Raw genomic sequence first — 10,851 nt, 5'->3', positions numbered from 1 at the left:
CCCGCCGAGCAGGCGCTCAGCACCATGATCGCCACGAGTGTCAGTCGCCTCACCGGTACTCCTTGAGCCGCTGCCACAACCCCATCGTCGACCCGACGGCGCTGATCACCGCCAGCACCAGCACCCCGACCATCGTGCCCGCCAGCGACGCCCGCGCCACCGCGACCTCGTCGCTGAAGTCCTGCCGCGCCTCACCGATCGCCCGCACCAGGTCCTGGTCCAGCGAGTCGAAGTACGGGTTGTCGATCAGCGCCACCGCGTCGTTGTACTGACCGGCGTCGTCGGCCTCGCGGATGCGCTGGTGGACCTGCTGCCACTGCCGGAAGTGCCGCATGGCCTGGTCGACGGCCTCGGTGTCCTCCAGCCGCTTCGCGTGGTCCAGCTGCCCCTCCAGCCGTTCGGAGACCTCGACGAAGTTCTTCTCGTACGTCTGGCCCGCGCCGCGCGCGACCAGCGTCAGCGTCTCCTCGCCCCGCGCCGTCAGCGTCGCGATCCGCGCCTGCGCCAGCACGTCGACCTTCGTCGACGCCGTGCGCGAGTCCGAGACGTCACGCATCACCAGCACCGACACCGTCGTCACCCACAGCAGCGACACCACCGCGGCCCCGGTCGCCACCAGCAGGCCCACGTTGAGCAGCCGGTTCGTCCTGCGCGTCAGATACCGCTGCGTCAGCACCAGCGCGATCACGAACGCCAGCGCCACCAGGATCGGCGCCACCGGGAAGTCCGCCTCGTCCTGGGCGCGCGCCACCCGGTCCGTCTCCGCCCGGTACAGCTCCTGCGCCGCCGGGAGCAGCTGCGTGCGCATCAACCCCGACGCCTCACGCAGATACGCCGCACCCACCGGAAAACCCTGCCGGTTGTTCGTCCGCGCCGTCTCGATCAGTCCCGTGTAAACCGGCAGCTGCGCGGCCAGCGTGGCGGTCAGGTCGGGGGAGGAGGCCGTCGCCACCGACAACGCCGCCTGCGCCTGCGCGATGTCCGCCTCGTAACGTTCCCGCAGCCGGATGGGCTCCAGCCCACCGGACAGGAACGCGCTGGCCGCCGTCGCGTCGGCGTCCTGCAACGCCCGGTAGACCTCCTGCGCCGCGTGCGCGAGAGGCTCTGACCGCGTCGCCAGCTCCTCCAGCGAGCGTTCCTGCCGGTTCACGCTCCACGTCGTCAGCCACCCGCTGGCCAGACTCGCCACGACCAGCACCACGATGATCAGGCTCAACCGGCCCGGTGTCGACCGCGCGAGACCGGTGACCCGGCGCACCAGCGCCTGTCGCGGCTGCGAGTCGATCACCACGAGCGGGCCTCCCTCCGCGGCGCGGTGATCGTCACCACTCCCGCGTGGCGTAACTGTAGGCACCTCAGGACACCGCGCGGGAATTCAGCACGCATCCCGCGATCGTGTCATCGGCTCGTAACTGTGGAGAGTGGCTTCGGCGCCCGCAGGGGCTGTCCCGGCGGCGCCGAGCAGGCTCGTCAGGGGTGGTTGAACGGGACACGGTTCGGGCCTCGTGAAGGTCCATCAGCACGTCCCGGATCCGGCGCCGTTCGTCACCGCGTCTCCCTCTGCCGTGCGGCGACCAACCGGTCCACCCCGTCCAGGATCATCTCCAGCCCGAACTCGAACGAGTGCTCCGGGCTGAACGCGCTCTGGTGCGCCTGCCCGACCGCACCCCCGACCCGAGCGGCCACCGGATAGCGGGCGGGGTCGAACACCGTCATCAGGAACGGCGCCGCCGCGTCCCACCACTGCTGGTCGGTCAGCCCGGTCTCCTTCTCGGTCACCGCCGCCGCGGTCAGCCCCCGAGCCGAGTTCTGCACGTGCCCGAGCACGAGGTTGAGCACCGAGTCCATCTCCACGTCCGACAGCCCGACGCCCTCCAGCCCCCGCAGCTCGAAGTCGTACTTCGCCGCCACCTGCGGCCCCAGCACCGTCCGCGACGGCGCCACCTGCAGCAACCACGGATGCCGCCGGTACAGCGCCAGGTTCTCCCGCGCCACGTAAGCGAGGTGCTCACGCCAGCCCTCGACCGCCACCCTGCCGGTCGCGCCCTGGACGGTGTCGACCATGACGTCGATCAGCTCGCCCTTGCCCGGCACGTAGGTGTAGAGCGACATCGTCCCCACGCCCAGCGACTCGGCCACGCGGCGCATCGACAACGCCTTCAGGCCGTCGGCGTCGGCCAGCGCTATCCCCGCCTGCACGATGCGGTCCACGCTCAGATCCGGCTTGCCCTTGCGCGAGACCCGCTCCTGGGTGCGCCACAGCAACGCCAGCGTCCGCGCCGGGTCACCGCTGCCCGTGTGTTCGATCACGAACACGACCTTACCGTACCGTATGGTGTACGGTACATAGTATGTTCGTGCCTGCCGACCCGCCCAGATTCGGACAGTTCAACGGGAAACCCCTGCTCGAAGCCCTGCCTGAGGTCCTGAACGACGACGGTTACTGGGGAGTGGCCACCGCGACCGCACTCAATCTCGTCGCCCGCGGCCGGATCGTGCCCGGCGTGTCGGAGCACCACCACGACACCTGGCGCATCGGACCGCTCGACCACGCCGACGAGCTCCACCTGCGCAGGCTCGCCGCGCACGGCGACTACGACGAACTCCGGCAGTTCCTCGACGCCGTCGCCGACGCCCTTCCCCGCACAGACACGGAAGGCCCGTTCGCGAGCCGCGAGAAGCACGAGGTGCCCGAGCTCAAGGCGTGGGCCGACGAGCAGATCAAGCTCTCCCTGCGCATCGAGACCACCGACGACCTGCGGTTCCGCGCGATCGTCCAGGTCCGCGCCATCACCGACCCCTACCCGCAGGACGTCCGGGGTTCCGGCCGCGAGCTCGACGCGATCCGGGCGATCGGCCGCGCCACCTGGCCACCGCTGCAGCGGCTGCTCGACCAGGCCGACCTCACCGACGACGAGGTCGCCGAGCTCCTCGGCACCGACATCGAGGTCCACTGGCCCAAGAACGTCACCACCACGCTCACCGCGAAAGCCGTCATCGGCGAATCCAGCGGCAAGTTCACCGCCGACGACCTGCTGACGTTCAACTGGAAGCTCGCACTCGGCGGCGACGAGCTGACCGACGCCGAGATGGACCGCATCGCCGAGGCCGGCAGGCCGGTCATCAGGCTGCGCGACCAGTGGGTCCTCCTCGACCCCAAGCTCAGGAAGAAGGCCGCGCAGCAGCTCACACCGATCACCGCCGTCCAGGCCGTCACCGCCGCCCTCACCGGAACAGCGGTCATCGACGGCGAACACGTCGACGTCGCCCCGCACAGCCTCACCACGGCCATCACGACCGTCCCGGAGATCCCCGCACCCGCCGCACTGCAGGCGAAGCTGCGCGACTACCAGCTGCACGGCCTGCGCTGGCTCGCCCACATGACCGGCATGGGCCTGGGCGCCTGCCTCGCCGACGACATGGGCCTCGGCAAGACCATCACGCTCATCGCCCTGCACCTGCACCGGCAGCACGAGAACCCGACCCTCGTCGTCTGCCCGGCCTCACTGCTGGGCAACTGGGAGCGCGAGATCCACCGCTTCGCCCCCGGAACACCGGTCACCCGCTACCACGGTCCACAACGGACGCTCGCCGACAACGGCATCGTGCTCACCACCTACGGCACCATGCGCCTGGACGCCGAACCCATCAGAAACCACGCGTGGGGCATGGTCGTCGCCGACGAAGCCCAGCACGTCAAGAACCCGCACTCCGGCACCGCGAAAGCACTGCGCTCGATCCCCGCGGCGGCCCGCGTCGCACTCTCCGGCACGCCCGTGGAGAACTCGCTGTCCGAGCTGTGGTCCATCCTGGACTGGACGACACCGGGCCTGCTCGGCACGCACCGCGCGTTCCGCACCCGCTGGCCCGAACCCGACGACACCCTCACCAAGGTCGTCCGCCCGTTCCTGCTGCGCCGCCGCAAGTCCGACCCCGGCGTCGCGCCCGAACTGCCCGCCAAGACCGAGACGGACCGGTTCGTCTCGCTCGCCACCGAGCAAGCGGCGCTCTACGAGGCGCTCACCAGGGAGACCCTCGACCAGATCGCGAGCAGCGACGGCATGGCGCGCAGAGGCCTGGTGCTGAAGCTGCTGACCGGCCTCAAGCAGATCTGCAACCACCCGTCGCACTACCTCGGCCACGACAAGCTGCAGGGCACGTCCGGCAAGCTCGACCTTCTCGACGAACTGCTCGACACGATCATCGCCGAGGACGGATCGGTGCTGATCTTCACCCAGTACGTCGGCATGGCGAGACTCCTCGAACAGCACATCAAGCAACCCACCCGGTTCCTGCACGGCGGCACACCGGTGCCCCAGCGCGAGCGGATGGTCGACGACTTCCAGCAGGGCAGGGCACCGGTCTTCCTGCTGTCGCTCAAGGCCGCCGGCACCGGACTCAACCTCACCAGGGCCGACCACGTGATCCACTTCGACCGCTGGTGGAACCCCGCCGTCGAGGACCAGGCCACCGACCGCGCCTACCGCATCGGCCAGACCAGGCCCGTCCAGGTGCACAAGCTCGTCACCGAAGGCACCGTCGAGGAACGCATCGTCGCGCTCCTGCAGGACAAGCGCGACCTCGCCGACGCCGTCCTGCACGGGGGAGAGGCCGCGTTCACCGAGCTCACCGACGCCGAACTCGCCGAACTCGTCCAGCTCAGGAGCGCCCAATGACCGCACGCGGATTCGCCGCGTTCCCCAAGGTGAAACGCCGCGTCGCCACCACGTGGTGGGGCAAGGCCTGGGTCAAGGCGCTCGAGGACACCGCCCTCGACATCGGCCTGATCCGCCTCGGCCGCCGCTACGCCCACGCCGGCGTCGTCGGCCCGATCACCGTCAGCCCCGGACGCCTGCACGCCCAGGTCCACGACGACGACACCGTCTACAGCACCACGGTCCACGTGCCGGCACTGACGGAAGTCCAATGGGGACGGTTCCTCGACCGCGTCGCCGAGCAGGCGGGGCACATCGCGGCCTTGCTGGACAACGACATGCCGCGCGACCTCGTCGCCGCCGCAGAAGAGTCCGGTGTGGACCTGCTGCCCGGCATCGGCGACCTCGAGCCCGACTGCGACTGCGACGGCTGGGAGCTGCCCTGCCGCCACGCCGCCGCGCTCGCGTTCCAGGTCGGCTGGCTGCTCGACGCCGATCCGTTCGTGCTCCTGCTGCTGAAGGGAAAACCGGAACAAGAACTTCTAGACGCGCTCAAGCAACGCGTCGCCGGACCGGTCGGGACCAGAACACCTGTGGTGGTTTCGCACGAACTCGCAGGTCAACTGCCCGCGAAACCCGGGCTTCCCGCCACCACACCTGTGGTGCTCGCGGTCGAGCCGCCGCCCGGATTCGACGCCGCGGAACTCACCGCGTTGATGGAGATCGCCGCGAGGAAGGCACGCGCGCTGCTGCGTTCGGGCACTCTCGAAGGGTGATCAGCGAGAAGCAGAAGATGTTGACCGGCCGGCTGTACAAGGACTCCGACCCCGAGCTGGTCGCCGAACGCCGCCGCGCGCAGAGGCTCGTGGACGAGTTCAACGCCACCCGTGACGACGCGGTCATCAAGGAGCTCTTCGGGTCCATCGGCGAGGGCTCGTGGGTCATGCCGCGGTTGCAGTGCGACTACGGCTACCAGATCCACATGGGCTCCAACAGCTTCCTCAACTACGACGCCATCCTCATGGACTGCGCCACGATCACCATCGGCGACGACGTCTCGATCGGTCCCCGCGCGCAGCTGCTCACCGCGCTGCACCCGATCGAGGACCACGAGGCGCGGCGCCAGCGGTTCGAGACGGCCGCGCCGATCACCATCGGCGACAACGTGTGGCTCGGCGGTGGCGTCATCGTCTGCGCGGGCGTGACCATCGGCGACAACGCGGTGATCGGCGCGGGCAGCGTCGTCACGCGCGACATCCCGCCGCGCGTGCTCGCGGTCGGCAACCCGTGCAAGGTGATCCGTGAGCTTTGAGCAGGCGATCGAGCACGTCGCCGCGCGCTCGGCCGGCGGGCCGATTTTCGTGCGGAGGGCAGGGCCCCGCCCTCCCAGGGGGCAGACCACCAGCCCTCCTTAGCCTATTCGCGAAATCGGGCTGTCAAGTCGTCGCCGGTCGATCTGTGGACAACTCGGCGGCTGTCCACAGATCGCCAGATGACGGCTTGACAAGGCGTTTCCCTAGGTAGAGTCGCATTGCGAGGGCCGTGGTGGTCAGCCCCCTGGGAGGGCGGGGCCCTGCTTCCGGCGCGCTCAACCACCGCAAGCTCGCCCACGGCGGCGCACCGCGGTTCGGCTCCGCACACCTGCGTCTCCGAGAGAGCGTGCTGGACCGCACCACGTTCTGCTACCCCGACAGCGTCTTCGACCCCGTCGACTTCGGCACCGCGCAACGGTTCGCGCTGATCGAGCTCGCCGACGCCGGCGACAGGGACTTCCTCGACAACTACATCGAGGCCCATGTCCACGGTCCCGTCACGCTGGACGACGTCGAAGCCGTCGTGCTCGACCCGAGCTTCGAGCAGGTCGACCTGCCGTGCCGGGTCGAGCGGCGCGCCGGGTTCCGGCTGTCCACAGAGGACCTGCTGCGCAACGCGGACTACCGCACGCCCGAGTCCGTCGAACTGGGACTCGCGATCGCGCAAGACGGCTTCATCGACCCGCACATCCTCGAAAAGGCCGAAGCGGCACCACAGGTCGTGAAGCACCTGTGGCACCACCTAGCGCGGTTCGGCTGCGGTTACGGCAGGTAGATCGATGCCAGCTGCCGCACGACGGCGGTGAGGTGCTCGCGCAACTCGTCCGGTGCGAGCACCTCGACCTCACCGCCCATCCGCAGCAGCATCCCGGTCGCGTGACCGATCGACTCGATGGGGATCGTCACCCTGATGTGCCCGTCATCGTCCACAGCGGACTCCTCGGCCGCGCGCGCCACCACGGGCAGCACGTTGGACGAGAAAGACTCCCAGCCGCGCGGCGAGAGCCTGAGGGCCGCCTCGCCGGTGTACTGCCGCGCCTGGAAGTCCTGCAGCGAGGCCGCCCAGTGCGCCGCCAGGTCGAACCCCGGCGGCCGCGCGAACGACTCGTCCAGCACCGTTGCCGCCTGGATCTGCGCCACCCGGTACGTCGAGATCCTGCTGGTGCCCTGCGCGACCAGGTACCAGCGCCCGGCTTTGAGCACGAGCCCCAACGGTCGCAGCACCCGTGTCACGTCCTCCGGAGCCTGCCAGCGCCGGTAGCTGACCTCCACGAGCCGTTCCCGCCACACCGCGTCCGCCACCAACTCCAGGAACGGGGAGCGCTCCGGGTCGTAGTACCAGGCCGGAGCGTCCAGGTGGAACCGCTCCGCCATGTGCGAAGCCCGGTCCCGCATCGACGACGGCAGCGCCGCCATCAGCTTGAGCTGCGCCGCCGACACCGCGTCCCCGAGCCCCAGATCGGCGGCCGGTCCCGGCAGTCCCGCCAGGAACAGCGACTCCGCCTCCTGCTCGGTCAGCCCGGTCAGCCTCGTGCGGTAACCGTCGAGCAGCTGGTAGCCGCCGGACGGGCCCGCGTCGCCGTAGAGCGGCACGCCGGCCGCGTGCAGCGACTCCACGTCCCGGTAGATCGTGCGGAGCGACACCTCCAGCTCATCGGCCAACGCCTGAGCGGTCATCCGCCCCTTGGTCTGCAGCAGGAGCAGCAACGACACCAACCGGCTCGCACGCACGCGCATACACTGCCACAAGGTGTCAGTGATAGCTCATATGTTCGAGGCATGGCTTTCTACGAGAAGCAGCTCGCGGTGAAGGAACCGCTGGTCATCGAGGGCAGACACGTCAAGCGCTACGAGGTGGTGACGCCGGGGCTGGAGATCACCGACGACATCCGTGCCGCCGCCTACGAGTTCCTGCCCCAGATCTACCCGGACTTCGCCGACCCGACGCCGCCCGGCACGGTCACCGTGCTGCACCGCAGCGCCGCCGGCATGTACCTCAACGCCTACAACTGGGTCTGGGACAACGTCCTGCACTGCCGCACCGCCGTGTCCGGCGACCAGCCGTTCCTCGGCTCGACCGACCCGGACCTCACGCACTTCACCGTCATCCCGAAGGACCTCATCGGCTGCGTGTGGGAGCTGCCACCGCTGGCCCACGAACGCACCGCCTGGGTGCGGCACGTGCTGGAGCCCGACGAGCCCGATTTCGAGGCCTACCTCGCGGACACGATGGCCGAGGGACCGGTGGGCAGATGAGGGACTGGCAGGGGGCGCCGTCGCGCTGAAATCGGGTGGACGGGGTGGTTACGGTCGCAGACATGACCACCCCGGAGACCGTTGTGCGCGTGCTGGCCGAACCGGTGAGGCTGCGGGCGTTCGCCGCCGTCGTCCTCGGCGCCGGAACCCTGGCCGACGTCGCCGCCGCGTCCGGCCTCAAGGCCAAGGACGCCGGCACCGCGCTGCGCAAGCTCCGCGAGGCCGGGCTGGTCGAGGGGGACCCGGCCCGCCCGGCCGACCTGAAGCCCCTCGCGGCCACTCTCACCGAGTCGATGCCCGCCGACGGGCTCGCACCGTTCGTGCGCGGCGACAAGCTGATTTCGCTGCCGGTCGCGCACGAACGCCGCCGCAAGATCCTCGAGCACGTCGCGTCGAAGGCCTTCGTTCCGCAGACGTACTACGAGGAGAAGGAGATCAACGAGCGGCTCAAGGCCTGGTGCGACGGGGGAGAGCTCGACCACGTGACCATCCGCCGTTACCTGGTGGATCTGGGCTTGCTGGAACGCGGCGGTGGTCTATATCAAGCTCAGCCCCTGCCGATGTAGGGCATGGTCGTGGCCATCACGGTCATGAACTGCACGTTCGCGTTGAGCGGCAGCTGAGCCTGGTACAGCACCGCGTCGGCCACGTGCTGCACGTCGAACGTCGGCTCCGGCTTCATCTCGAAGTTCGCCTGCAGCACGCCCTGGCCCATCCGCTCGGTCAGCGCCGTCGCCGCGTTGCCGATGTCGATCTGCCCGCACGCGATGTTGTGCGCGCGGCCCTCCAGCGACAGCGACTTGGTCAGCCCGGTCATCGCGTGCTTGGTCGCGTTGTACGCCACCGCGTGCGGGCGCGGCACGGTCGCCGAGATGGAGCCGTTGTTGATGATCCGGCCACCGCCGTGGGTCTTCATCACCTTGAACGCCTCGCGAGCGCACAGGAACGCGCCCGTCAGGTTCACACCGACGACCTTCTCCCACGCGCTGAGACTGAACTCCTCGATCGGCGTGGCGCGGACGTTCGTACCGGCGTTGTTGAACAACACGTCGACCCGGCCCCACTTGGCCACGACGGCGTCGAAGAGCGCGACGACGGAGTCCTCACGCGACACGTCGGTGGGCACGACCAGGGTCCTGTCGGCGAAACCATCGGCCGTCTCGGTGAGCGCGTCCTCGCGCCGACCGGCCAAGGCCACCTGGAACCCGGCCTCCAGCAGGGTTCGCGCCGCCGCGCGCCCCACCCCGGAACCCGCTCCCGTCACTACCGCGACCGACATCGGTGATCTCCCCTCGATCCAGCGATTGCACTCAGTGTCCCCTGTGGAGTAATTACCTGGTGTGGAGTGCGAAGAGGAGACCTGCTCGCTTTGTGCGGGGTCAGGAACCATGTCGTGGCAGCAACCCGTCCCCGGTCCGGAAGGCCTTGTGCTGCACGAGATGTCGCACCCGTGCCCACGCGGCTGCTCCGGCTGGTGGCGGCTTCCGCACGGCGATCGCGGAGGCGTCGTCCCAGGCGTTGTCACAGGCAATGTCGCCCGTGCCAACGAGATTCCGGCGGGACCGTCCACCCAGGTGTGATCACCGAGCGTAAACGATGGGGGTCACCCATTGTTGCCGCGACGGTCCCTGCTTGGCGGATTCATCCACTCGGAGTAGAAGCGGAGACTGTACTTCTGTGAAGGAGTGCAGCCGATGCCATGGCTCCGGGCTCAACGAGGACAGGACCGCCTGCCGGGTGTGCGGTGGGCTGGGCCAGGTCCCCGACCGGTAGCCGAGACTATTTCTTCGTCATCAGCGTGGGCCCGAGGATCCGCCTGGCGATCCGCCGTGTGAGCGACTTGGACTGGCGTGCGGACGCCGGCTTGGGCGCCGCCGGAGTGGCTGCCGCCGGAGTGGCTGTGGGAGTGGTGGCAGGGATCGTTGCCGCTTCCGGTTCCTCGGTCGTGATCTTCGCGAACACCTGGGTCTCCGGCTCAACACTGCCGGGCTGCTGCTCGATCGGCACGCGAAGATCTTGCCATCGCCGTCGTCCACGCCTGTCTTGAGGGGCTGCTCCTCGGCACCGCGTGACGCGCGTCACGCAGCACACTGGGCCGTGACGGTCCCAGGCGGAGTGTGATGACTGAGACGACCGAGCGCGCGAACATCGGGCCGCCCGACACGCGCCTCTGGGAGCAGATCGCGAAAGGCGACCACGCCGCGTTCACCGAGCTGTTCGAACGCCACGCCGAGGCGGTGTGGAACTACGCCTACCGGCTGACCGCCTCCTGGTCGCAGGCGGAAGACCTGCTCTCCGCGACGTTCCTGACCGCGTGGCGCAAGCGCGGCGAGGCCCAGCTGGTGCGCGACTCGGCGCTGCCGTGGCTCTACACCGTGACCGCCAACCGCGCCCGCACCGAATGGCGGGCCTCGCGCAGAGCACTGCGCCTGGTCTCCCGCCTGACCCCGCAGGACGAACGCGACCACGCCGACGAGGTCGCCGCCCGCACCGACGCCCAGCGCCGGTTGGCCCTGGTGGTGGCCGCCATCGCGAAGCTGCCGCCGTCCGAACGCGAGATCGCCCAGCTCTGCTGCTCGGCGAGATGCCCACCGCCGACGCCGCCACGCTCCTCGGCATCGCCGAGT

12 protein-coding genes are annotated in these 10,851 nt (G+C 69.4%); 7 read left to right on the top strand and 5 right to left on the bottom strand.

Translation table 11 applies throughout. The annotated features are described in order from the left end of the window. Positions 1-49: 49 nt before the first annotated feature. Positions 50-1,291 (bottom strand): GlnX family signal transduction membrane protein, encoded by a 1,242-nt coding sequence (locus FXN61_RS41560; protein ID WP_312878413.1) that lies wholly within the window; start codon positions 1,289-1,291, stop codon positions 50-52. Positions 1,292-1,545: 254 nt separating this feature from the next. Continuing rightward, positions 1,546-2,310 carry a TetR/AcrR family transcriptional regulator gene (locus FXN61_RS41555; protein WP_312878414.1) on the bottom strand — a complete coding sequence of 255 codons (765 nt, stop codon included), beginning with the start codon at positions 2,308-2,310 and terminating at the stop codon, positions 1,546-1,548. 41 nt (positions 2,311-2,351) lie between these two features. Between FXN61_RS41555 and FXN61_RS41550 the strand changes: the two genes are divergently transcribed. The 4 genes from FXN61_RS41550 to FXN61_RS41535 all read left to right on the top strand — a co-directional run bounded on the left by FXN61_RS41550 (position 2,352) and on the right by FXN61_RS41535 (position 6,743). Then, positions 2,352-4,676, top strand: coding sequence for a DEAD/DEAH box helicase (locus FXN61_RS41550; RefSeq protein ID WP_167979343.1), 2,325 nt, complete (start codon positions 2,352-2,354; stop codon positions 4,674-4,676). Beyond that, positions 4,673-5,431: an SWIM zinc finger family protein gene (locus FXN61_RS41545; RefSeq protein ID WP_167979342.1), complete on the top strand. Its 759-nt coding sequence runs from the start codon at positions 4,673-4,675 to the stop codon at positions 5,429-5,431. Before FXN61_RS41550 ends, FXN61_RS41545 begins: the two co-directional genes overlap by 4 nt. 17 nt (positions 5,432-5,448) lie before the next feature. Continuing rightward, positions 5,449-5,967: a sugar O-acetyltransferase gene (locus FXN61_RS41540; RefSeq protein WP_188136055.1), complete on the top strand. Its 519-nt coding sequence runs from the start codon at positions 5,449-5,451 to the stop codon at positions 5,965-5,967. A 230-nt stretch (positions 5,968-6,197) separates the two neighbouring features. Then, entirely contained in the window at positions 6,198-6,743 is a 546-nt protein-coding gene (locus FXN61_RS41535) for a DUF3626 domain-containing protein (protein ID WP_312878412.1), read from the top strand. Here FXN61_RS41535 and FXN61_RS41530 read toward each other — a convergent pair. Beyond that, complete coding sequence (locus FXN61_RS41530; RefSeq protein WP_167979340.1) at positions 6,731-7,699, bottom strand: helix-turn-helix transcriptional regulator; 969 nt, start codon at positions 7,697-7,699, stop codon at positions 6,731-6,733. The genes FXN61_RS41535 and FXN61_RS41530 overlap by 13 nt on opposite strands. A 48-nt stretch (positions 7,700-7,747) precedes the next feature. Here FXN61_RS41530 and FXN61_RS41525 point away from each other — a divergent pair, with 48 nt between their 5' ends. Continuing rightward, complete coding sequence (locus tag FXN61_RS41525) at positions 7,748-8,224, top strand: hypothetical protein (protein WP_167979339.1); 477 nt, start codon at positions 7,748-7,750, stop codon at positions 8,222-8,224. A gap of 62 nt (positions 8,225-8,286) precedes the next feature. Continuing rightward, positions 8,287-8,790, top strand: coding sequence for a DUF2087 domain-containing protein (locus FXN61_RS41520; protein WP_167979338.1), 504 nt, complete (start codon positions 8,287-8,289; stop codon positions 8,788-8,790). On the opposite strand, the gene FXN61_RS41515 is transcribed toward FXN61_RS41520, so the two are convergent. After that, complete coding sequence (locus FXN61_RS41515) at positions 8,772-9,503, bottom strand: SDR family oxidoreductase (protein ID WP_167979337.1); 732 nt, start codon at positions 9,501-9,503, stop codon at positions 8,772-8,774. The two genes, FXN61_RS41520 and FXN61_RS41515, sit on opposite strands and share 19 nt — an antisense overlap. 500 nt (positions 9,504-10,003) lie before the next feature. After that, positions 10,004-10,231: a hypothetical protein gene (locus tag FXN61_RS41510; RefSeq protein ID WP_167979336.1), complete on the bottom strand. Its 228-nt coding sequence runs from the start codon at positions 10,229-10,231 to the stop codon at positions 10,004-10,006. 113 nt (positions 10,232-10,344) lie between these two features. Here FXN61_RS41510 and FXN61_RS41505 point away from each other — a divergent pair. Continuing rightward, the coding region (locus tag FXN61_RS41505) for an RNA polymerase sigma factor (RefSeq protein ID WP_312878411.1) at positions 10,345-10,851 on the top strand (507 nt) is incomplete at its 3' end.

It is taken from the genome of Lentzea indica (assembly GCF_012184385.1).
Taxonomy (GTDB): Bacteria; Actinomycetota; Actinomycetes; order Mycobacteriales; family Pseudonocardiaceae; genus Lentzea; species Lentzea indica.
The sequence above is the reverse complement of the archived record's forward strand: the minus strand, read 5'-3'. Positions and strand labels throughout refer to the sequence as shown.

Excerpts from the sequence above, each read along its gene's own strand:
- FXN61_RS41525 (WP_167979339.1), top strand. The coding sequence starts at position 7,748 with ATGGCTTTCTACGAGAAGCAGCTCGCGGTGAAGGAACCGCTGGTCATC.
- FXN61_RS41540 (WP_188136055.1), top strand. The coding sequence starts at position 5,449 with ATGTTGACCGGCCGGCTGTACAAGGACTCCGACCCCGAGCTGGTCGCC.
- FXN61_RS41520 (WP_167979338.1), top strand. The coding sequence starts at position 8,287 with ATGACCACCCCGGAGACCGTTGTGCGCGTGCTGGCCGAACCGGTGAGG.
- FXN61_RS41550 (WP_167979343.1), top strand. The coding sequence starts at position 2,352 with ATGTTCGTGCCTGCCGACCCGCCCAGATTCGGACAGTTCAACGGGAAA.
- FXN61_RS41515 (WP_167979337.1), bottom strand. The coding sequence starts at position 9,503 with ATGTCGGTCGCGGTAGTGACGGGAGCGGGTTCCGGGGTGGGGCGCGCG.
- FXN61_RS41545 (WP_167979342.1), top strand. The coding sequence starts at position 4,673 with ATGACCGCACGCGGATTCGCCGCGTTCCCCAAGGTGAAACGCCGCGTC.